Origin of the sequence: Dorea sp. YH-dor226 (assembly GCF_039832105.1) — a bacterium.
Taxonomy (GTDB): Bacteria; Bacillota; Clostridia; order Lachnospirales; family Lachnospiraceae; genus Dorea_A.
The window spans coordinates 21,565-43,400 of sequence record NZ_JBDOHS010000019.1; the positions used below are offsets into that span (position 1 = coordinate 21,565).

Annotated in this window: 20 protein-coding genes; 7 read left to right on the top strand and 13 right to left on the bottom strand. The window is 37.6% G+C overall.

Annotation, left to right across the window (positions count from 1 at the left end; translation table 11 throughout):
• Nucleotides 1–26: 26 nt before the first annotated feature.
• The 4 genes from serS to ABE547_RS12960 are packed head-to-tail and all read right to left on the bottom strand — an operon-like array spanning nt 27 to nt 3,565.
• Complete coding sequence (gene serS / locus ABE547_RS12945) at nt 27–1,316, bottom strand: serine--tRNA ligase (RefSeq protein ID WP_347379177.1); 1,290 nt, start codon at nt 1,314–1,316, stop codon at nt 27–29.
• Between the two features lie 27 nt (nt 1,317–1,343).
• Nucleotides 1,344–1,874, bottom strand: coding sequence for a DUF4446 family protein (locus ABE547_RS12950; protein ID WP_347379178.1), 531 nt, complete (start codon nt 1,872–1,874; stop codon nt 1,344–1,346).
• A 5-nt stretch (nt 1,875–1,879) separates the two neighbouring features.
• Entirely contained in the window at nt 1,880–2,794 is a 915-nt protein-coding gene (locus tag ABE547_RS12955) for a ParB/RepB/Spo0J family partition protein (protein ID WP_347379179.1), read from the bottom strand.
• A gap of 9 nt (nt 2,795–2,803) precedes the next feature.
• Nucleotides 2,804–3,565 carry an AAA family ATPase gene (locus tag ABE547_RS12960; protein ID WP_347379180.1) on the bottom strand — a complete coding sequence of 254 codons (762 nt, stop codon included), beginning with the start codon at nt 3,563–3,565 and terminating at the stop codon, nt 2,804–2,806.
• Between the two features lie 528 nt (nt 3,566–4,093).
• Here ABE547_RS12960 and ABE547_RS12965 point away from each other — a divergent pair.
• Nucleotides 4,094–5,047, top strand: a complete 954-nt coding sequence (locus ABE547_RS12965; RefSeq protein ID WP_347379181.1) for an alpha/beta fold hydrolase — start codon at nt 4,094–4,096, stop codon at nt 5,045–5,047.
• 146 nt (nt 5,048–5,193) lie between these two features.
• Here the strand turns inward: ABE547_RS12965 and rsmG are convergent, their stop codons facing one another.
• From rsmG to rpmH, 8 genes are all read right to left on the bottom strand, one after another.
• Nucleotides 5,194–5,907 carry a 16S rRNA (guanine(527)-N(7))-methyltransferase RsmG gene (gene rsmG / locus ABE547_RS12970; protein ID WP_347379182.1) on the bottom strand — a complete coding sequence of 238 codons (714 nt, stop codon included), beginning with the start codon at nt 5,905–5,907 and terminating at the stop codon, nt 5,194–5,196.
• Between the two features lie 33 nt (nt 5,908–5,940).
• Complete coding sequence (gene mnmG / locus ABE547_RS12975) at nt 5,941–7,857, bottom strand: tRNA uridine-5-carboxymethylaminomethyl(34) synthesis enzyme MnmG (protein ID WP_347379183.1); 1,917 nt, start codon at nt 7,855–7,857, stop codon at nt 5,941–5,943.
• Nucleotides 7,823–9,250, bottom strand: a complete 1,428-nt coding sequence (mnmE, locus tag ABE547_RS12980) for a tRNA uridine-5-carboxymethylaminomethyl(34) synthesis GTPase MnmE (RefSeq protein WP_347379184.1) — start codon at nt 9,248–9,250, stop codon at nt 7,823–7,825. Before mnmE ends, mnmG begins: the two co-directional genes overlap by 35 nt.
• A gap of 83 nt (nt 9,251–9,333) precedes the next feature.
• Nucleotides 9,334–10,224: an RNA-binding cell elongation regulator Jag/EloR gene (gene jag / locus ABE547_RS12985; protein WP_347379185.1), complete on the bottom strand. Its 891-nt coding sequence runs from the start codon at nt 10,222–10,224 to the stop codon at nt 9,334–9,336.
• Between the two features lie 12 nt (nt 10,225–10,236).
• Nucleotides 10,237–11,304, bottom strand: coding sequence for a membrane protein insertase YidC (yidC, locus tag ABE547_RS12990; protein ID WP_347379186.1), 1,068 nt, complete (start codon nt 11,302–11,304; stop codon nt 10,237–10,239).
• A 33-nt stretch (nt 11,305–11,337) separates the two neighbouring features.
• Entirely contained in the window at nt 11,338–11,550 is a 213-nt protein-coding gene (gene yidD, locus ABE547_RS12995) for a membrane protein insertion efficiency factor YidD (protein WP_347379187.1), read from the bottom strand.
• Nucleotides 11,551–11,563: 13 nt separating this feature from the next.
• The gene (rnpA, locus tag ABE547_RS13000; protein WP_347379188.1) at nt 11,564–11,899 is read right to left on the bottom strand and encodes a ribonuclease P protein component; all 336 of its coding nucleotides are present in this window, start codon (nt 11,897–11,899) and stop codon (nt 11,564–11,566) included.
• Between the two features lie 49 nt (nt 11,900–11,948).
• Nucleotides 11,949–12,083 carry a 50S ribosomal protein L34 gene (gene rpmH, locus ABE547_RS13005; protein ID WP_004607108.1) on the bottom strand — a complete coding sequence of 45 codons (135 nt, stop codon included), beginning with the start codon at nt 12,081–12,083 and terminating at the stop codon, nt 11,949–11,951.
• 341 nt (nt 12,084–12,424) lie between these two features.
• Here rpmH and dnaA point away from each other — a divergent pair, with 341 nt between their 5' ends.
• The 6 genes from dnaA (at nt 12,425) to gyrA (ending at nt 20,956) form a co-directional block, all read left to right on the top strand.
• Nucleotides 12,425–13,810, top strand: a complete 1,386-nt coding sequence (gene dnaA, locus ABE547_RS13010; RefSeq protein ID WP_347379189.1) for a chromosomal replication initiator protein DnaA — start codon at nt 12,425–12,427, stop codon at nt 13,808–13,810.
• A gap of 269 nt (nt 13,811–14,079) precedes the next feature.
• Nucleotides 14,080–15,189 carry a DNA polymerase III subunit beta gene (dnaN, locus tag ABE547_RS13015; protein WP_347379190.1) on the top strand — a complete coding sequence of 370 codons (1,110 nt, stop codon included), beginning with the start codon at nt 14,080–14,082 and terminating at the stop codon, nt 15,187–15,189.
• Between the two features lie 21 nt (nt 15,190–15,210).
• A complete protein-coding gene (locus ABE547_RS13020; RefSeq protein WP_235250485.1) occupies nt 15,211–15,420 on the top strand; it encodes an RNA-binding S4 domain-containing protein in 210 nt (69 codons plus the stop codon).
• Nucleotides 15,410–16,501 carry a DNA replication/repair protein RecF gene (gene recF, locus ABE547_RS13025; protein ID WP_347379191.1) on the top strand — a complete coding sequence of 364 codons (1,092 nt, stop codon included), beginning with the start codon at nt 15,410–15,412 and terminating at the stop codon, nt 16,499–16,501. Before ABE547_RS13020 ends, recF begins: the two co-directional genes overlap by 11 nt.
• Nucleotides 16,502–16,511: 10 nt before the next feature.
• On the top strand, nt 16,512–18,443 hold the full coding sequence (gyrB, locus tag ABE547_RS13030; RefSeq protein ID WP_347379192.1) for a DNA topoisomerase (ATP-hydrolyzing) subunit B: 1,932 nt from the start codon (nt 16,512–16,514) through the stop codon (nt 18,441–18,443).
• Nucleotides 18,444–18,454: 11 nt separating this feature from the next.
• Nucleotides 18,455–20,956, top strand: coding sequence for a DNA gyrase subunit A (gene gyrA, locus ABE547_RS13035; protein ID WP_347379193.1), 2,502 nt, complete (start codon nt 18,455–18,457; stop codon nt 20,954–20,956).
• A 145-nt stretch (nt 20,957–21,101) separates the two neighbouring features.
• On the opposite strand, the gene ABE547_RS13040 is transcribed toward gyrA, so the two are convergent.
• A complete protein-coding gene (locus tag ABE547_RS13040; RefSeq protein WP_347379194.1) occupies nt 21,102–21,557 on the bottom strand; it encodes a C-GCAxxG-C-C family protein in 456 nt (151 codons plus the stop codon).
• Between the last annotated feature and the right edge of the window lie 279 nt (nt 21,558–21,836).

Below are 21,836 nucleotides of genomic sequence, written 5' to 3' on the forward strand. Positions count from 1 at the left end.
GCATATTCCTTATATGAAAACCCCGTTTATTTATTAGGTACAAGCTTTGTTGTTCCACCCATGTATGGCTGAAGAACTTCCGGAATTCTTACAGTTCCATCTTCCTGAAGATTATTTTCCAGGAATGCGATCAGCATTCTCGGAGGTGCAACGACTGTATTATTCAGTGTGTGTGCAAAATATTTACTTCCATCAGCACCTTTCACACGAATACCAAGTCTTCTTGCCTGAGCATCACCAAGATTTGAACAGCTTCCTACTTCAAAGTATTTTTTCTGTCTTGGAGACCATGCTTCTACGTCACATGATTTTACTTTCAGGTCTGCAAGGTCACCGGAGCAGCATTCCAGTGTACGAACAGGTATATCCATAGAGCGGAACAGGTCTACTGTGTTCTGCCATAATTTATCATACCAGATCTTGCTTTCTTCTGGTTTGCATACAACAATCATTTCCTGTTTTTCAAACTGATGAATTCTATATACTCCACGTTCTTCAATACCATGTGCCCCTTTTTCTTTGCGGAAGCATGGAGAATAACTGGTCAACGTCTGTGGAAGTTTTTCTTCTTCCAGCATGGTATCGATGAATTTACCGATCATAGAGTGTTCACTGGTTCCGATCAGATAAAGATCTTCTCCTTCGATCTTGTACATCATAGAATCCATTTCTGCAAAGCTCATAACACCGGTTACTACATTACTTCTGATCATGAATGGAGGAATGCAGTAAGTAAATCCACGATTAATCATGAAGTCACGTGCATAGGAAATAACTGCCGAATGAAGTCTTGCAATATCTCCCATCAGATAATAGAAGCCGTTTCCGGCTACTTTTCCGGCACTCTCAAGATCAATTCCATTAAAAGATTCCATAATCTCTGTATGGTATGGAATTTCATAATCAGGAACAACCGGATCACCATATTTTTGGATTTCTACGTTCTCACTGTCATCTTTTCCAATTGGAACAGAAGGATCGATGATATTAGGAATTGTCATCATGATCTTCTTAATGTTTGCTTCTACTTCTTTTTCTTCAGCAGATAATGACTCTACTCTTTCTGCATTTTCCTGAACTTTTTTCTTTAATTCTTCTGCTTCCTCTTTTTTACCCTGTGCCATACATGCACCGATCTGTTTTGATATTTTGTTTCTATCTGCACGGAGTGCTTCTACTTCCTGCTTGATATCTCTGTTCTTTTTATCTAATTCTAATACTTCATCTACCAGTGGCAATTTTTCATCCTGAAATTTTTTCTTAATATTCTCTTTTACTACATCCGGATTATTTCTTACAAATTTAATATCTAACATTTTTTATCCTCCTCATGTTATCCTTTATTACTTTTTCTCAGTCTCCATGTTATAAGCATCATGAAAGATAGCCCGATCCAATGCTTCAGCTTCTTCTTCGGCCAGTTCTACATAGCTTTCTCCCTTCACAATCTCTTTTACATATGTGTAACAGCCTTCTCTGCTGTGCATTGCATTGATTATCCAACCATTGTTGTTATTGTCGAGCATTGCAAGCGCAAAACTGAGTTTTCCTCCCATCTCATTAAAGGCATCATATTTTACAATTCCTATTTTCTGATAGGTGCTTTCCAGTCTTTTATTGATTTTCTGAATATCCAGACGATTCTGTTTTGTATATTTCAAAATCGCCTCTACCTCAGCAAATCTTTCCTTCATGCTCTCTTCCAGAGTTTTTCCATCTTTTCCACGCATAAACGTCATATAACTGCTTTTCAAACGATTATATTTCATGGTTACATTTACATATAACACAAACAGTACTATGATTAATATTAACAGAAATATGAATATAAACGCCGGATCGATTCCCAGTGCCTTAAGTATCTTACTATCCATTATTTTTACTCTCCTCTTTTAATGCTCATTATCATTTCGAACATTTGTTCTAATTCATCATCTGAATAATATTCTATTTCAATCTTACCTTTGCCTTTTCCCTTTGATGATATACTTACTTTTGTACCAAATATATCTTTCATTTTGTTTTCAAGGTCCCGATATATAAACGAATTTTCAACTACTTTCTTCTCTTTTGGCTTCTTCGGATTTTTAATTTCTTTTACGAGTTTTTCCGTTTCTCTTACGCTCAGTTTTTCATCAAAAATCTGACTGGCAAGTGTATACTGAAGTTCCGGATCATCAATCGCAAGTAATGCTCTTGCATGTCCTGTAGTGATCATATCGTCTATAATCATCTGCTGTACTTTTGAATCCAATTTCAAAAGTCTCATTGAATTTGTTACAGCTGTTCTGCTCTTTGATACTCTTTCTGCCACTTCATCCTGTTTCAGATTGAACTCCTCCAGAAGCCTTTTGTAAGCCATTGCTTCTTCAATCGGATTCAGGTTTTCTCTTTGAATATTCTCAATCAGTCCTATTTCTACAATTTCCTGATCGGTATATTCCTTGATAATGACAGGTACTTCCTTGATCCCGGCAATCTTTGCTGCTCTCCATCTTCTTTCACCAGCGATAATCTCATAATAGTCTTTTCTTTTTCTAACAATCAATGGTTGAAGAATTCCAAACTGTTTGATAGAATCTGCCAGCTCAAGAAGTGCATCTTCTTCAAAGCTCTTACGTGGCTGGTCCCTATTGGGTTCTACCATATTAATCTTCAGCATCTGTACGCCAGATTTCACTTGATCTTCTTTTTTTTCTTCTGCCGCCTTTTCTGATGTAATTGTCTTTATATTTTTATTATCGGGAATCAGACTATCCAGTCCTTTCCCTAACCCCTTCTTTTTTACCGCCATAATATTCTCCTATTCCCTGTTCATAACTTCATCAGCCAGACGCATATAACTGTCCGCTCCGGCAGATTTAGAATCATACAGATTAATCGGCATTCCATAACTTGGTGCCTCTGCAAGGCGGATATTTCTTGGAATAATTGTCTTATAAATATTTTGTTGTAAATTATCTTTTACATTTTCTACAACCTGTAATGACAGATTTGTTCTCGCATCATACATGGTAAATACAACGCCTTCTATTTCAAGTACTGGATTTAAGCGTTCTTTTACCAGTTCCACCGTATGTATTAATTGACTTAATCCTTCCAAAGCATAATATTCACATTGAATTGGTACTAATACAGAGTCAGCAGTTGTCATAGCATTAATTGTAAGCATATTCAGTGACGGAGGACAATCAATAATCACATAATCATAATTATCTTTTATTTTCTCAATAGCATTCTTAATGATATATTCCTTATCTTCTACACCAATCAACTCAATTTCCGCTGCTGATAGATCAATACTTGTCGGGATTACATCCAGATTATCAAGTGCATCTTTTTGAAGTACTTCTTTTACATCAGATTCCCCAATCATCAGATCATAAATATTTTTTTCAATTGAATCTTTGTCCAGACCTAATCCACTTGTCATATTGCCCTGTGGATCCATATCAATAGCAAGAACTTTCTGCCCTTTTTCAGCGAGACATGCAGATAAATTAATTGCTGTGGTCGTTTTTCCTACCCCGCCTTTTTGATTCGCAATGGCTATAATTCTTCCCATTTATCTATCACCTTTCTTTTTTAGCATGATATTAGTATATCACTTTTTAATTTAGTTATCTACATAATGTTTCACGTGAAACATATATTTTCTGTTTTACATAATATATTTTTGTTTTTTTATCATTTTATAGTGCTGATATACAAGATGTTTCACGTGAAACATTCTATTATTTTTACAAACATTTTCGATTTTCAATTATTCACATTTAAGGCTACCTTATCTATATTACACACTTATATATACGATACTTATATATTCCATATTCTCATAGATATTTAGTTCTTATTTTATATTACTACTTCTATAAATGTTTCACGTGAAACATTATTGTTATGTATTGGATTATAATATATGGCAATGTGTAAATTATCTATACTCATTCTCAACACATAACATTGTGATACTAACTCTAACCAGACGAACTTATCTCCATATTTTCAGTGTAGTAAATGTTTCACGTGAAACATTTACATAATTTTTTAGATATAGTATAATTATAACAAATAAAGAAAGTGAGGTTACATTATGAGCTGGAAGAAAAAATTGACTATTGCTGGCGCAGCAATCGGTATCACCACACTCACATTACATATGATAAATAAGTTTATATATAATAAAGCATCTGATAAAGAAACTGATCTTACAGGAAATAATTACAAATGGAAATTTGGAAATATATTTTATTTAAAACAGGGAACAGGTAGTCCTGTATTATTGATTCATGACTTATCCTGTTATAGTTCTCACATAGAATGGAATAAGATAATTGATGAACTTTCATCCACACATACTGTATATGCAATTGATCTTTTAGGATGTGGAGAATCAGACAAGCCTAACATTACATATACATGCTACATGTATGTTCAGCTGATTAACGATTTTATAAAAGATGTAATCAAAGAGAAAACTGATATAATTACAACCGGTATTTCCGGAACTTTTACTGCGTCTGCATGTCAGAATAATCCTTCCAATATTGACCGTATTATATGGATTAATCCGGAAAGTAAGCATGAATTATCAAAAATCCCAACCAGATTATCAAAAACAAGAGCTGCTTTAATTAATATTCCTGTATTCGGAACTTTCCTCTATAACACAGTAACCAAAAAAGAACAGGTAAATAAACTCTTTCGTGAACAATACTATTACAAAGAAAATAACATTGATAATAAGCTCGTTGATCAGTACTACAGCAATGCTCATACATCACATGCCGACTGCAAGTATCTGTATTCCAGTATGATTGGAAGATACACAACGATTAATATATCACATTGTCTGAAATCATTGAATAATAGTATTTATATGATTATTGGTAAAGGAAATTATGAAAATGAGATTATTGCAGATGAATACAAGATACTTGTTCCTGCGATAGAGATAATAGGAATAGATGACACCAATCATCTGCCACAATTAGAGAATCCAGAAGAATTCATGGAACAGATTGATATTTTACTAAACGAATCATAATAAAGGGATTATTGAAAATATATTCATATCACCCTGTCAGTATGCAATGATTACAAGAAAAGCTGAGGTAAGCGAATGAGCGTCGAAGCGTTCTTGTAATCATTACATACGTCAGGAGGATAACAAAAGAATTTCCAATAATCCCTTTATTTTATAGGTTCTTTCGATGGCAGGCCCGCTTTTCTCGGATATTTTTTTCCGGTACTTTTGATCTTTTCAATTTGAACCAATGATCTGCCAATATCCGTTCCTGGTAGTTCAAATTTTTCAATCTTTCTGATCTTTCCACCGAGTACCTGAACAGCCTTTTTTGAAAGATCTATTTCTTCATCAATTTCTCCTGATTTATAAGGAATGAAGTATCCACCTTCTTTTACATACGGAATACAATATTCGCTCAGAGTTGCAAGGTTTGCTACTGCCCTTGATACACACAGATCATACTGCTCTCTGTATGTTGCCTGTTTTGCAAAGTCTTCCGCACGGCCATGGATTGTGTAAACATCTTTTAATTCCAAAGAATCAATCACAGTATCTAAGAACTTAATTCTTTTATTCAGAGAATCCAATAATGTAACCTTCAGATGAGGAAAGGCAATCTTTAACGGAAGTCCAGGAAACCCTGCGCCTGTTCCAATATCAATTACGGTTCCGATCTGTTTCATATTCATAACTTTAATAATTGAAAGGCTGTCAATGTAATGCTTTTCCCACACTTCATTATACTCAGTAATTCCTGTGAGATTCATAACCTTATTCCATTCAACCAGAAGATTAAAATAAGTATCAAATTGCCGGATCTGATTCTGGTCAAGAACTACACCCAGGTGTTCAAGTTTTTCAACAATATTCTGATTCATAATATTCTCCGTCGATATGATAATATTAACTATTTATGAGTGATGAGCAGCACTGCTCAAATATACAAGTAAAACAGATATATCTGCAGGGGATACTCCGGATATTCTGGAAGCCTGGCCAATCGAAATCGGGCGATATTCTTTCAGCTTCTGAACTGCTTCTATGCGAAGACTCTTTACATCATCATAATCAATATCATCCGGAATTTTTTTATTTTCAAGCTTTTTAAATTGCTCTACCTGCTTTTTCTGACGTTTAATATATCCCTCATACTTAAGAGAAATATCTATCTGTTCTATAACTTCTGTCTCAAGTTCTTCCGGTAATTCAGGCCTGGAACTGTCAATGTCTTTTACAGCAAGATAAGATAATTCCGGACGTCTGATCAGCTCAGCAATGCTGGTTCCTGAATTCAGAGGTGTACTCCCATATGAATCAAGTAACTTCTGCACAGATTCCGTATTTCCTACATGTGCATGACTGAGCCTCTCAATTTCAGACTGTATGAATTCTTCTTTTTTCAGAAGTCTCTGATATCGTTCTTCCGATATCAGTCCTACTTCATACCCCTTTTTTGTTAATCTCTGATCTGCATTATCCTGTCTTAAAAGCAGCCGATATTCTGCTCTGGAAGTCATCATACGATAAGGCTCATGACTCTCTTTTGTGACCAGATCATCGATCAATACACCTATATATGCTTCTGATCTGTCGATGATCATAGGTTCTTTTCCTTCAAGCTTTCTGGCTGCGTTAATTCCCGCTACCAGCCCCTGTGCAGCTGCTTCTTCATATCCGGAACTTCCATTAAACTGTCCTGCACTGAACAACCCACTGATATTACGAAATTCCAGAGATGGCTTTAACTGTCTTGCATCGATACAGTCATATTCAATTGCATAAGCATTCCGGACGATTTTAACATGTTCAAGTCCAGGCACAGAACGGTACATTGCATATTGTACATCTTCCGGGAGTGAACTTGACATACCTCCGATATACATCTCATCTGTCTCAAGTCCTTCCGGTTCAATGAATACCTGATGTCTTTTTTTATCACTGAATTTTACCACCTTATCTTCGATTGAAGGACAGTATCTTGGTCCGGTACCTTCAATCATTCCAGAAAATAAAGGTGACCTGTCAAGATTGGCTCTGATGATATCATGTGTCGTCTCATTCGTATAAGTTAACCAGCAGGACGCCTGATCGATCTGAACATCTTCGGGATTCGTAGTAAAGGAAAATGGAACGACTCTTTCATCACCAAACTGTTCTTCCATCTTGCTGAAATCAACCGTCTTTCTGTCTATCCTTGCCGGTGTTCCTGTTTTAAACCGGTACATTTTTATTCCAAGCTCTTTCAGGCAGTCTGTCAGATGATTTGCAGCCTGAAGTCCGTTCGGACCGGTGTAAGTGCTGACATCTCCGTATATACAACGGGCTTTCAGATAAGTACCCGTACAGAGTATGACTGCACGACAATGATAGATCCCACCGGAATAAGTCTGCACACCTGTCACCTGACCGTTTTCTGTCATAATATTGGCAACTTCTGCCTGCTTGATCTCCAGATTTTCTTCACTTTCCAGTACCTGCCTCATGGTTCTGCTGTATCTTGCCTTATCTGCCTGTGCGCGAAGAGAGTGAACAGCAGGACCTTTCGACTTATTCAGCATTTTTGACTGAATAAATGTACGGTCAATTACTTTTCCCATCTCTCCTCCAAGAGCATCCAGTTCACGGACAAGATGCCCCTTTGAACTTCCTCCTATATTCGGATTACACGGCATCAATGCAATACTGTCTACACTTACGGTAAACATGATCGTTCGAAATCCGAGTCTTGCTGTTGCAAGTGCAGCTTCACAGCCCGCATGTCCGGCACCTATGACAGCCACATCGTACTTATCACTATTTTCCCATACAGAATTTGCTGAATATCTCATTGACCAAATCTTCTCCTATCGTTTCACCGGTGATACTTCCAAGTGCCTCATACGCATCCATAAGATCGATGGAATAGAAGTCTTCCGGCATTCCGGCATCGATACTTTCATTTACACGATTTAATGCCTCACAGGCATCCTGCAATGCAGTTTTGTGCCGTATGTTTGTAATATATATTTCATCGTTAAATGAAAGATTTCCTGCAAAAAACATATTTTTTATTGCTTCTTCAATTTTTTCGATTCCATCTCTTTTTTTAGCTGAAACCTCAATAATTTCAAGGTTTTTAACTATTTTCTGATTACGATTACATGAAGGATTACTTGCAAAATATGCTTTTTCTACATCTTTCTCAGTTACTATCATATCTAAATCTGACTTATTTAGCAAGATAATTGATTCTTTTCCTTCAATCATATGGAATATCTCATAATCATTTTCATCAAGAGGGGAGGAAGCATCTATAACATAGATGATCAGATCTGCAGTATCTGCATAATTCTTTGCCTTATCCACGCCTATCTTTTCCACAACATCCGTTGTATTTCTGATTCCTGCCGTATCCATAATATTGAGAGATATTCCCTGCAGATTGATGTGTTCTTCCAGTACATCTCTGGTAGTACCTGCAATATCTGTCACGATTGCTCTTTCTTCTCCCAATAATACATTTAATATAGAAGATTTTCCCGCATTTGGTTTTCCTACGATTACAGTCTGAATACCTTCTTTTATGATTCTTCCATTATCACATGTACTGAGCAATTTTTTTATTTCAGCAATTAGCTCATTTACCACGATCTGAAGTTCTTCCCCATATCCATCTACACTGATATGCTCCGGATCATCCAAAGCAGTTTCTATAAATGCTGTGTGGTAAATTATTTTATTTCTAATTTCACTAATTTTTGACTTGATATTGCCTTTTAACTGATTTACAGAACTTTGCAATGCATATTCGTTCTGGGACATGATCATATCTCCAACTGCTTCCGCTTGGGATAAATCGATCCTTCCATTTAAAAACGCTCTTTTGGTAAATTCACCCGGTTCCGCCGGAACAGCTCCATTTTTTATTAAGATTTCCAGAATACGCTTAACAATATATACACCGCCATGACAGTTGATTTCTACCGTATCCTCTCCTGTATAACTGTGCGGACCACGCATCAGCATCACCAGAACCTCATCTATCGTCTCTTCATGGTCTGTAATATATCCATAGTGAATGGTATGTGATTTCTGATCTGATAATTTTTTTTCTTTTTTTCCTTTGTATATTCTGTCAGCAATCTCAAAAGAATCCGGGCCACTCATTCTTACAATTCCAATTCCGGAATTACTCATGGCTGTAGATATCGCAGCAATCGTAGAATTATAATGATTCCTCATATCATGCTCCTTTCAGAAAAAAAATGAACTGTTTCATAATAATCAGTTGTCTATCTGTATTATGTAACAGTCCATTTTACTCATTAACGATTATTTCTGTTGCGAACCAGAGTTACAACAACTCTTCTGTATGGCTCTTCTCCTTCACTGTGTGTGGACACTGCAGGATCTGCCTGAAGTGCTGAGTGAATAATTCTTCTTTCATATGGATTCATAGGTTCCAGAGATACGGTTCTTCTTGTTCTCTTTACCTTGGCAGCAATATTTTTCGCAAGATTCTCAAGAGTCTCTTTTCTTCTTCTACGATAATCTTCCGTATCTAATTTTACTCTTACATAACCATCCTGCATCTTATTAGCTACTCTGTTGGTAAGATACTGAAGTGAATCCAGTGTCTGTCCACGTTTTCCAATCAAAATACCCATATTGCTTCCTTCCATATCAATAGAAAGAGCACCTTCTTCATCTATCGTAGATGTAACTTTTACATCCGTCATATCCATTGCATTCAATACATCATAGATGAATTTCTCACAGGTTTCAATTGTCTGCTGTTCAACTTTTACAAGCTCAGGCTCTTTTTTCTCAGGAACTTCTGCCTCTTTTACCGGCTCTTCCGCAACCTTTGCTTTTTCTTCTTTTACAGGTTTTACCGGTTCTTCTTTTACGGGCTTTTCAGCCTTTCTTTCCGGTTTTTTCTTCTTTTCTTTCCATTCTCTGGCAGGTTTTGCAGGAGCTTTTTCTTTCTTTACTTCTTTGACCGGCTCCTCTTTTACGATCTCTTCTACCGGCTTTTCCTCTACTTTTCTGCGAGCCTTTATTACTGCCTGTTTCATTCCGATTCCAAGAAATCCGGCACTGCCTTTTTCAACCACTATATAATCCAGGCGATCACTCGTTACACCTAACTGGACCAATGCTTCTGTAATTGCATCGTCTAAATTCTTTGCCGATACAGTAATGTACTCTTCCATAACAGACGCCCCCTAATTATTTTCATTAAACTTCTTAACCATATTTGCTTTTGAAGCAAGGCTTCCGGCCTTTGCATTTTCTGCTTTTTTCTTAGCCTGTTCTACTTTTGCTTCTCTCTCTTTATCAGACATGGCTGACTTTCCGCTTCTTGCAGAATCTTTGATACTCTTTGCATTTGCCTGAGCCATTGCATTGATTCTTTCGGCTTTTTCTCCACGTTTCTGACGCTTTTCAGCAGCTTTTTCTTTATTCTTTTCAAGAATTTCTTCTACAGAGATACTCTTGAGATGTCTGTTGATCAGTACCTGCTGGAAACATCTTACAAGAGCACTGACAATCCAGTACAGACCAATACCTGTTGGAAGTGTAAATACCATGAATACAGAGAATAACGGCATTGTTACATTCATCGTATTCATCGTGCTTGCCATCGGATTATCTTTATCCATCTGCTGTCCGGATACAGCCTGTGACAGCTTGATACTCAGATACTGTGTCAAACCTGAAAGAACCGGAAGAACGATTGCTGTAATTATGATAATTACAGGAGCAAATCCATAATCTCCACTGTTCTTGATCATCGCAATAGGCGCGATCGTAAGATCAGGAATGGTAAGGAATGTATTTACAGCATCCGGAGCTGTCTTGATTGCCGGAACGTAATCTTTGATACTATAAATAACCGGATATAACGCAAACAACAATGGCATCTGAATCAGCATTGGCAGACATCCTGCAGTCATGGAAGTTCCATACTTATCATATACCTGCTGAATCTCTTCCTGCTGCTTCATCATAGAAGCCTCGTCACGCTTATTCTTGTACTTCTTCTGAATTGCCTGGATCTCCGGATTCATAACAGAAGACATTTTTGATGTTCTCTGTTGCTTTAAAGTAAGCGGAAGCATCAAAGTATATACAAAAAATGTATATAAAATGATAGATAATCCTACCAGTCCAACATCACTTGGCAACACTTTGTCCAGAAAGTTGTAGATAAAGTTCATTACTTTACCTAACAGCCAGCAAATCTGTCCTACAATCGGCCAGTTAGCGGCAGTCAATAAACTTGGTACCATAGCTTTTTTCCTCCATATGTAGTTGTAAATCTTTTAAGGAACAGGGTCGTACCCTCCCATGGTAAACGGATTACAACGCAATATCCTTCTCACTGCAAGATATCCGCCTTTCATTGCACCGTACTTTTCAATTGCTTCTATTGCATACTGTGAACAGGTAGGGTAAAACTTACAGGTGGATCCTCCTTTTAATGGAGAAAGATATTTTTGATAGAATCTGATGCCTTTTAACAGAATTCTTTTCATAATACATTACCACTTAATCTATAATTTCATGAAGATGACCCAGATGGAGCATTGCGCTGACAATATCTTTATAACCTTTTCCTTTAGCGCCTATTCTTGCTATCACAACTATATCATATCCACATCTGAATCGTTCTTCTTGTAATCTATAGCTTTCTCTGATTAATCTTGTCAATCTGTGACGTACTATACTGTTTCCTACTTTTTTGCTTACAGATATTCCCAATCTGTTCTGATCTGTCTGATTTTCCAATATATACATGACAAGATACTTATTGGCATAAGACTTTCCCTTCTTATATACATTCTGAAAATCCTTATTTTTTTTCAGTGATTCGGAATATTTCATTGCCTGTTTCTCCTAATTTTCAGAGAAGAAAAGGCCACATACATGCGGCCTACGCTGATAATCTCTTTCTTCCCTTTGCTCTTCTGCTTGCAAGTACTTTTCTTCCACCTGCTGTGCTCATTCTTGATCTAAAGCCATGTACTTTAGCTCTCTGTCTCTTTTTTGGCTGGAATGTCATTTTCATAGATATCCACCTCCTCATATTTTTCAAGGGATTATATCCCGATTTTTTCTTAAGACATCAATTCTGATTATATGCAAAAAAAGCCCGTACGTCAAGCAAAACCTGGATTTTTATAAATTAATTTATCCACAAAATGTGGATAACATGCGGGATTTAAGTGGAAAACATGTGGATATCATAATATTTTTTCATTTTTTTCTTTAATACAGGCACTTTCATCCTGTGTATAAAGTTATCCACAAGGATTAAAGATTGCTTAAATTACCATTTTGATGTAGAATAAAGAAGAGTGGGTTTATATGTAAAAATCCATGAATCAGATAGATTAGGAGTTTGTTGTAATGAATATAGTGAAGGAAAAATGGCCAGAAATCATAGAGCATCTCAGGGTAGAACATGAATTATCCAATGTATCTTTTAATACATGGATACAGCCTTTAAAAGTATACGATGTCATAGATAATACCGTATTTATATTAGTAAATATGAATGCCAGCGTCGAATATATTGAAAAAAAATATCTTCTTCCATTAAAGGTATGCATTGCTGAAATAACAGGTATTGAATATGAAGTTGTATTTATATCTGAAGATGATGACAAGATAAACGAAATTCAGAATATGGCCATTGAAGCCACTCAAAAGAAACGTACCAAATCTGCTGCAGAAAAAGCAGGATTGAATCCAAAGTACACATTTGACACTTTTGTAGTAGGCGGAAATAATAACTTCGCTCACGCAGCTTCGCTGGCCGTTGCCGAATCTCCCGGGGAAGTATACAACCCCCTTTTCTTATATGGAGGAGTTGGACTTGGAAAAACGCATCTGATGCATTCCATCGCTCATTTCATATTGGACAAGAATCCAAAAAAGAATGTTCTCTACGTTACCAGTGAGACATTCACCAATGAACTGATTGAAGCATTGAAGAACGGTAAAACCGCAGGAAATGAATCTGCGATGTCGAAATTTCGTGATAAATATCGAAACAACGATGTACTGTTGATTGATGATATACAGTTTATAATAGGAAAAGAAAGTACACAGGAAGAGTTCTTCCATACGTTTAATCACCTGCATACATCAGGAAAACAGATCATTATCTCCAGTGATAAGCCTCCAAAGGACATCGAAACGCTCGAAGCCAGACTTCGAACCCGTTTCGAGTGGGGACTCATTGCAGATATCTCTTCTCCTAATTATGAGACTCGTATGGCGATTCTTCAGAAGAAGATCGAACTTGACAATCTTGAAAAATATAATATTCCGAATGATGTTCTGGAATACATTGCCACGAATGTAAAAACCAACATCCGTGAGCTTGAAGGATCCCTGAACAAGCTGATTGCGTTATTTAAACTGAATAATAACGGGCCAATTGACATCACGCTTGCTGCAGAAGCCCTAAAAGACATTATTTCTTCTGAAAATAAGAGAGAAGTCACTCCTGAATTAATACTGGATATCGTATCCGAACATTTTGGAGTATCTTTATCTGATTTAAAAAGCAATAAAAGAAATGCAGAGATTGTATATCCACGTCAGATAGCCATGTATCTGATCCGCAGTATGACAGATACTTCTCTGAAGGCAATCGGTGTCATGCTTGGTGGAAAAGATCACTCTACGATCAAGCATGGAATAGAGAAGATTGATTCAGAACTTTCAACCGATGAAACATTATCGAATACTATCGGTATTATAAAGAAAAAAATCAATCCGGCATAATGTGAATAACTATGTGGACAAGTTCAGGATAAGTTATGGAAAACTATTGGAAAACTTTTTCTTCGGAAACAATAATATGGATAAGTCAAAGTTTTCAACAGCATATCCACACAAAATTCTTTCTTGTTCCACAAAGATATCAAAAGCCGGAAGGCTGATATTCAGAGGGCTGGAGGTACTTTTCCTCTTTTCCACATGCCCTAATAATAAGAAGACGTAATTATTTTATATATTTTATACATACACACCGCGCGAAAGGAGTTATACACATGAAAATAATCTGCAATAAATCAAATCTTGTCAAAGGAGTCAGCATTGTATCCAAGGCAGTACCTTCCAAAACAACAATGCCGATCCTTGAGTGTATCCTTATTGATGCAACAACTGATATCATCAGATTAACTGCCAATGATATGGAACTTGGTATCCAGACAGAGATTGATGGACAGATCGTTGACAGAGGAATGATTGCCATTGATGCAAGAATTTTTTCTGAAATTGTACGTAAGCTTCCTGACAGTGAAGTTGTTATTGAAACAAAAGAAAATCTTCAGACAGTGATTACCTGTGAAAAAGCAAAATTTGATATTGCAGGTAAGCCGGGAGATGAATTTTCCTATCTTCCTGTTATCGAAAAAGAGGATTCTATCAGAATTTCTCAGTTTACATTAAAAGAAATTATCCGCCAGACGATATTTTCAATATCAGACAGCGAAAGCAACAAATTAATGACTGGTGAATTATTTGAAATTAAGGATAACAGACTGAGAGTCATTTCCCTGGATGGACACCGTATTTCCATACGTCGTATTGATCTGAAGGATGATGTAGCTGACAAAAAACTTGTGGTTCCCGGAAAGACACTGATTGAGATCAGTAAGATCTTATCCGGTGAAGCAGACAGTGTGGTTGAGATTTCTTATACCAACAATCATATAGTATTTGAGTTCGATCATACGATTGTGGTATCCAGACTGATCGAAGGAGAATATTTCAGGATCGATCAGATGCTGTCCAATGATTATGAGACCAAGGTAAGAATTAATAAAAAAGAATTGTTAAGCTGTATTGACCGTGCGACTCTTCTGGTGAAAGAAGGAGATAAAAAACCGATTATAATCAATATCGGAGATGAATTGATGGAGCTTAAGATAAAGTCACAGATTGGTTCCATGAATGAAGAAATCATGATCACAAAAGAGGGAAAAGACCTTCTGATCGGATTTAATCCAAAGTTCCTGATCGATGCGCTTCGTGTGATTGATGATGAAGAAGTAACACTTTATCTGATGAATGCAAAAGCACCATGCTTTATCAGAGATGATGATGAAAGTTATATATATCTGATACTGCCTGTAAACTTTAATGCAGTTGCTTAAGAGTCAGATGGAGGATAAGAGATGGAAACAATAAGACTGAGAGAAGATTATATTAAACTTGGGCAGGCTCTTAAGGCTGCCGGTCTGGTAGAATCCGGAGTTGAAGCGAAAGAAGTGATTCAGGAAGGGCTGGTTATGGTCAATGGGGAGACAGATACCAGACGAGGCCGTAAACTGTATGGTGGAGATATTGTAATATTTGACGGAGAAGAAATAAGAATTGAAGATTAAGTCTTTGAAATTAAAAAATTTCAGGAATTATGATCTTTTGAAATTAGACTTTGACGGTTCTACTAATATTTTTTACGGAAATAATGCGCAGGGAAAGACAAATATACTGGAAGCAGTATATCTTTCCGGGACTACAAAGTCGCACAGGGGAGCAAAAGACAGAGATATTATACAATTTAAGCATGATGAATCTCATATTGAGATGATCGTAGAAAAAAATGGTATCAGTTATCAACTGGATATGCATTTGAAAAAGAACAGTCCAAAAGGGATTGCTGTTAACAAGATTCCGATTCGAAAAGCAAGTGAACTGTTTGGTATTGTAAATCTTGTATTTTTTTCTCCGGAAGATCTGAATATCATAAAAAATGGACCTGCAGAAAGAAGAAGATTCATTGATCTTGAGCTTTCACAGCTGGACAAAGTATATCTGAATGATCTGTCTAACTATAATCGGATTGTGAATCAGAGAAATCATTTATTAAAAGAGATCGGGTTCAACAATCAGGATAATCTGAGAGATATGCTTGATATATGGGAAATGCAGTTGATACAGTATGGAGATAAAATTATTGAAAGAAGAAAAGGGTTCGTAGAAGATATTAATAAAATAATTTCTTCTATACATAAAAAGTTGACAGGAGGAAAAGAAGAACTTCGTGTTATATATGAACCCAGCAATGGAGAAATGACACTGGAACAGGCATTGAACAGAAGCCGGGAGAGAGACATTCGGATCAAAAGCACGTCTGTAGGACCGCACAGAGATGATATCTGTTTTATGATAGGAGATATGGATATCAGAAAATATGGATCTCAGGGACAGCAGAGAACAGCTGCACTTTCGCTGAAGCTTTCCGAGATAGAGTTAGTAAAACAAATGATTCATGACACACCTGTATTATTACTTGACGATGTATTGTCTGAACTTGATAAACACAGGCAAAACTATCTGTTAGACAGTATACATGATATACAGACGCTCATTACATGTACAGGTGTAGAGGATTTTGTAAATCATCGTTTTTCTATAAACAAAGTGTTCCATGTCCAGAATGGACAGGTAACAGGAGAAAACTAGGAGGATTAGAATGGGTACAGAAAAAGTACAGCACGAATATGGTGCCGATGAAATTCAGATACTGGAAGGACTTGAAGCCGTAAGAAAACGCCCTGGTATGTATATAGGCAGCACTTCATCAAGGGGTCTGCATCATCTGGTATATGAGATTGTGGATAATTCTGTGGATGAGGCGCTCGCAGGATTCTGTGATACAATCCATGTAAATATTAATCAAGATAATTCAGTGACAGTTGTGGATAATGGACGTGGAATTCCGATAGGTATTAACCATAAAGCGGGACTTCCTGCAGTAGAAGTCGTATTTACGGTTCTTCATGCAGGCGGAAAGTTTGGTGGTGGAGGATACAAGGTATCCGGAGGACTTCATGGTGTTGGCGCTTCTGTTGTAAATGCGTTATCCAACTGGCTGGAAGTAGAGATCTGTCACGAAGGAAAAATATATAAGCAGCGCTATGAGCGTGGAAAAGTTGTGGAAAAGTTAACGGTAATCGGGGATTGTGCACCGGATAAAACAGGAACAAAAGTAACATTTCTTCCGGATGATACGATCTTTGAAGATACCGTATTTGATTATAATGTACTGAAACAGCGTTTCCGGGAAATGGCATTTCTTACAAGGGGACTTAAGATCATCCTCAGGGATGAGAGGCCGGAAGAGCCGGTTGAAAAGACATTCCATTATGAAGGTGGAATCAAGGAATTCGTACAATACCTGAACAGAAGTAATACAGCTCTTTATGAGGATATTATCTATTGTGAAGGTGTAGTTAATAATGTGACTGTAGAAGTTGCCATGCAGCATAATGATGCATACAGTGATAATACGTATGGTTTTGTCAATAACATTACGACTCCGGAAGGTGGAACACATGTAGTAGGATTTCGTAATGCCCTTACAAAAACATTTAATGATTATGCAAGAAAAAATAAATTATTAAAAGACAGTGAGCCGAATCTGTCCGGTGAGGATATCAGAGAGGGACTTACTGCGATCATCAGTGTTAAGATCGAAGATCCTCAGTTTGAAGGACAGACCAAGCAGAAGCTTGGAAACAGTGAAGCAAGAGGAGCTGTAGATAATATTGTAAGTAAACAGCTTGAGATATTCCTGGAACAGAATCCTTCTGTCGGAAAAGTGATTGTGGAAAAATCAGTCATGTCTCAGCGTGCGAGAGAGGCAGCGAGAAAAGCAAGAGATCTTACCAGAAGAAAATCAGCGCTTGACAGTATGTCTCTTCCCGGAAAGCTTGCAGATTGTTCAGATAAGAATCCAGAAAACTGCGAGATCTATATTGTAGAGGGAGATTCTGCCGGCGGTTCTGCAAAGACTGCAAGAGACCGTGCAACACAGGCGATCCTTCCTCTCCGCGGAAAGATATTGAACGTAGAAAAAGCAAGACTTGATAAGATATATGGAAATGCTGAGATCAAGGCTATGATCACAGCATTCGGAACAGGGATCCATGATGATTTTGATATCTCAAAACTCAGATATCACAAGATTATCATTATGACAGATGCCGACGTCGACGGAGCACATATCAGTACTCTGCTTCTTACATTCCTGTATCGTTTTATGCCGGATCTGATTAAAGAAGGATATGTATATCTGGCACAGCCACCGCTTTATAAGCTCGAGAAGAACAAAAAAGTGTGGTATGCATACAGCGATGAAGAACTGGATCAGATTCTGAAGGAAGTCGGAAGAGATGGAAATAACAAGATTCAGCGTTACAAAGGTCTTGGTGAGATGGATGCAGAACAGCTGTGGGAGACAACCATGGATCCGGAACACAGAATTCTGCTTCGCGTAAAGATGGATGAAGAATCCACCAGTGAGCTGGATCTGACATTCACGACTCTGATGGGTGATAAAGTAGAACCAAGACGTGAATTTATAGAAGAAAATGCAAAATACGTGAAGAATCTGGATGTGTAGGAGGATAAAAAATGGAAGATAATATATTTGACAAAGTCCACGAAGTGGATCTGAAAAAAACAATGGAAACCTCCTATATCGACTATGCGATGAGTGTGATTGCTTCCAGAGCATTGCCGGATGTAAGAGACGGTCTGAAACCAGTACAAAGAAGAATTCTGTACTCTATGATCGAACTGAATAATGGTCCTGACAAGCCGCACAGAAAATGTGCGCGTATTGTCGGTGATACCATGGGTAAATACCATCCGCATGGTGACAGCTCGATCTACGGTGCACTGGTAAATATGGCACAGGAATGGTCTACCAGGTATCCACTTGTTGACGGCCACGGAAACTTTGGTTCTGTAGATGGTGACGGCGCAGCCGCAATGCGATATACAGAAGCAAGACTGAGTAAGATATCCATGGAGTTAACTGCCGATATCAATAAAAATACCGTTGATTTTGTTCCGAACTTTGATGAGACAGAAAAAGAACCGACGGTACTTCCGGCAAGATTTCCTAATCTTCTGGTCAATGGTACTTCCGGAATTGCGGTTGGTATGGCAACCAATATTCCGCCTCATAATCTCAGGGAGGTTATCAATGCAGTTGTAAAGATTATTGATGATCAGGTGGAAGATAAGGAAGAGACAACGATAGAAGAGATTCTGAAGATCGTAAAAGGACCGGATTTTCCGACAGGAGGTATGATTCTCGGAACAAGAGGAATTGAAGAAGCATACCGTACCGGACGTGGGAAGATTCGTGTGCGTGCAGTGACGGATATTGAAACCATGCCAAATGGGAAGAGCAGAATTATAGTTACAGAACTTCCATTTATGGTAAATAAAGCACGCCTGATCGAGAAAATTGCAGAACTTGTCAGAGATAAAAAGATAGATGGAATCACAGACTTAAGTGATCAGTCAAGCCGTGAAGGTATGAGAGTGGTCATTGAGCTTCGAAGAGATGCTAATGCCAATGTAATATTGAATCAGCTGTACAAACATACACAGCTTCAGGATACTTTTGGTGTTATTATGCTTGCACTGGTAGATAACCAGCCAAAGGTTATGAATCTGATGGAAATGCTGAAGTATTATCTTCTGCATCAGGAGGAAGTTGTCACAAGACGTACAAAGTACGAGCTGAATAAAGCAGAAGAAAGAGCACATATTTTAAAAGGACTGTTAATTGCGCTTGATAATATCGATGAAGTGATCAAGATTATCAGAGGCTCTCAGACGGTTCAGATTGCCAAAACAGAATTAATGGAACGATTCGGTCTTACCGAAGTACAGGCACAGGCAATTGTGGATATGAGACTTCGTGCTCTGACCGGATTGGAAAGAGAGAAACTGGAAGCAGAATATCAGGAACTGATGAAACAGATCGAACACCTGAAAGCAATTCTTGCAGACAGAAAGCTCTTACTTGGAGTCATCAAAGAAGAGATTCTTGTAATTCGTGATAAGTATGGAGACGAAAGAAGAACTTCTATCGGTTTTGATGAATTTGATATATCCATGGAAGATCTGATTCCGAGAGAAGATGTTGTGATCACAATGACAAAGCTCGGATATATTAAGAGAATGTCCAATGATACATTCAAATCTCAAAAGCGGGGCGGCAAAGGAATTAAGGGCATGCAGACGCTGGATGAAGATTATGTAGAGGAGCTCTTCATGACGAATACACATCATTATCTGATGTTCTTTACGAATACCGGGCGTGTATATCGTATGAAAGCATATGAGATTCCGGAGTCAAGCCGTACATCAAGAGGAACCGCAATCGTGAATCTTCTTCAGATGATGCCGGGAGAAAAGATCAGTGCAGTGATTCCGATCGAAGAATATCGAGAAGGAGAATATCTTCTGATGGCAACCAAGAAGGGATTGATCAAAAAGACACCGATTAAAGAATATGCAAATGTTCGAAAAACAGGACTGGCAGCAATCACGCTCAGGGAAGATGATGAGTTGATTGAAGTTAAATATACGGATAATGATAAAGATGTATTTATGGTAACAAAATACGGACAGTGTATTCGCTTTGATGAAAGAGACGTTCGTCCGACAGGAAGAACTTCTATGGGTGTTCGGGGTATGAATCTCACAGACCGTGATGAAGTAATCGGAATGCAGATTAATTCTCAGGGAAGTGATCTTCTGATTGTATCTGAAAAAGGTATGGGAAAACGTACATCTATCAATGAATTCACTGTACAGAACCGTGGCGGAAAAGGTGTGAAATGTTATAAGATTACCGAAAAAACCGGCAACGTAGTAGGTGTAAAAGCTGTAAATGAAGATAATGAGATTATGATCATCAATACCGGAGGAATCATCATCCGAATGAAATGTGATGGAATCTCCGTACTGGGACGAGTAACCTCGGGTGTGAAGCTCATTAATCTGAAGGACACAGAAGTAGTCGCAAGTATTGCGAAAGTAAGAAAAGGTGACGAGAGCGAAGAAGTGGAAGAAGCTTTGGAAACTTTGGAAACACCGGAAGAAACAGATTAGGAAGAAGGACAGGACGTAGAATAAGAGTAAAGTAGTAAAGTAATAAAAAGGACTGATATATGACGACGATATTTTCCGTCATATATCAGTCTTTTTATGTATTGAGATAATATTCTGTCGTTATGAATCGGTATTGTGGTTTATCCTAAGAATTATCCTTTTCTAATTCACGAATGATAATTTCTGCGACTTTTTTCACAGTAAGTGCAACAAATTCAGTACACTGCGCTTTTCTTTCCGGAGAATTTTTTTCTTTACCCTTAGTCAGAACACGACAGCAGGTTGCACCGCAATTTTCTTTAAAGAAATCATGTAATTCATTCGTCAGAGCAAAGCAACGTGTTACCTTTGCATCACCCGGAGTAGAGCGTCCGAAGAAGTATCCGATGCACATGGTACCGCCGGCAAGAGCACCACAGATACATCCGCCTCCGCCAAGTCCCCACGGAAAACCAGAACTCATCGCAATCGCATCATCAGACATCTCAAGTTCAAAGTTCTTGCGGATCGCATAGATGACAGATTCGGAACAGGCAAAACCCTGATTAAAAATATCTACTGCATCCTTTTGTAATTGTTCCATATTGATATTTGTTGTCATATTAACCTCCTTGGGGACAGGGGATTTTTAATTTGGGACGGGGAATTTTTAAAAATCCTCCGTCCCAAATTAAAAATCCCCTGTCCCTATTTACATTTTATACCAATATAAAGTATTTGGAAAGAAGCTTTTTTGAGGTATATAAATATTATACAGGTACTGAAGTGAAAAGTTTATTTCCACTTTGAAGGAGGGAAAGTGGATTTTAGTCTTACATCTATTTCCACTTCCACAAATGCAGCATTTAGTCTTACACTTTTCCTGTTAGACAGTCGCCGG

Bases quoted from the DNA above. Each gene is read 5' to 3' on its own strand.
- serS (WP_347379177.1), bottom strand. From the start codon at position 1,316: ATGTTAGATATTAAATTTGTAAGAAATAATCCGGATGTAGTAAAAGAG.
- ABE547_RS12950 (WP_347379178.1), bottom strand. From the start codon at position 1,874: ATGGATAGTAAGATACTTAAGGCACTGGGAATCGATCCGGCGTTTATA.
- ABE547_RS12955 (WP_347379179.1), bottom strand. From the start codon at position 2,794: ATGGCGGTAAAAAAGAAGGGGTTAGGGAAAGGACTGGATAGTCTGATT.
- ABE547_RS12960 (WP_347379180.1), bottom strand. From the start codon at position 3,565: ATGGGAAGAATTATAGCCATTGCGAATCAAAAAGGCGGGGTAGGAAAA.
- ABE547_RS12965 (WP_347379181.1), top strand. From the start codon at position 4,094: ATGAGCTGGAAGAAAAAATTGACTATTGCTGGCGCAGCAATCGGTATC.
- rsmG (WP_347379182.1), bottom strand. From the start codon at position 5,907: ATGAATCAGAATATTGTTGAAAAACTTGAACACCTGGGTGTAGTTCTT.
- mnmG (WP_347379183.1), bottom strand. From the start codon at position 7,857: ATGAGATATTCAGCAAATTCTGTATGGGAAAATAGTGATAAGTACGAT.
- mnmE (WP_347379184.1), bottom strand. From the start codon at position 9,250: ATGAGGAATCATTATAATTCTACGATTGCTGCGATATCTACAGCCATG.
- jag (WP_347379185.1), bottom strand. From the start codon at position 10,224: ATGGAAGAGTACATTACTGTATCGGCAAAGAATTTAGACGATGCAATT.
- yidC (WP_347379186.1), bottom strand. From the start codon at position 11,304: ATGGTACCAAGTTTATTGACTGCCGCTAACTGGCCGATTGTAGGACAG.
- yidD (WP_347379187.1), bottom strand. From the start codon at position 11,550: ATGAAAAGAATTCTGTTAAAAGGCATCAGATTCTATCAAAAATATCTT.
- rnpA (WP_347379188.1), bottom strand. From the start codon at position 11,899: ATGAAATATTCCGAATCACTGAAAAAAAATAAGGATTTTCAGAATGTA.
- rpmH (WP_004607108.1), bottom strand. From the start codon at position 12,083: ATGAAAATGACATTCCAGCCAAAAAAGAGACAGAGAGCTAAAGTACAT.
- dnaA (WP_347379189.1), top strand. From the start codon at position 12,425: ATGAATATAGTGAAGGAAAAATGGCCAGAAATCATAGAGCATCTCAGG.
- dnaN (WP_347379190.1), top strand. From the start codon at position 14,080: ATGAAAATAATCTGCAATAAATCAAATCTTGTCAAAGGAGTCAGCATT.
- ABE547_RS13020 (WP_235250485.1), top strand. From the start codon at position 15,211: ATGGAAACAATAAGACTGAGAGAAGATTATATTAAACTTGGGCAGGCT.
- gyrB (WP_347379192.1), top strand. From the start codon at position 16,512: ATGGGTACAGAAAAAGTACAGCACGAATATGGTGCCGATGAAATTCAG.
- gyrA (WP_347379193.1), top strand. From the start codon at position 18,455: ATGGAAGATAATATATTTGACAAAGTCCACGAAGTGGATCTGAAAAAA.
- ABE547_RS13040 (WP_347379194.1), bottom strand. From the start codon at position 21,557: ATGACAACAAATATCAATATGGAACAATTACAAAAGGATGCAGTAGAT.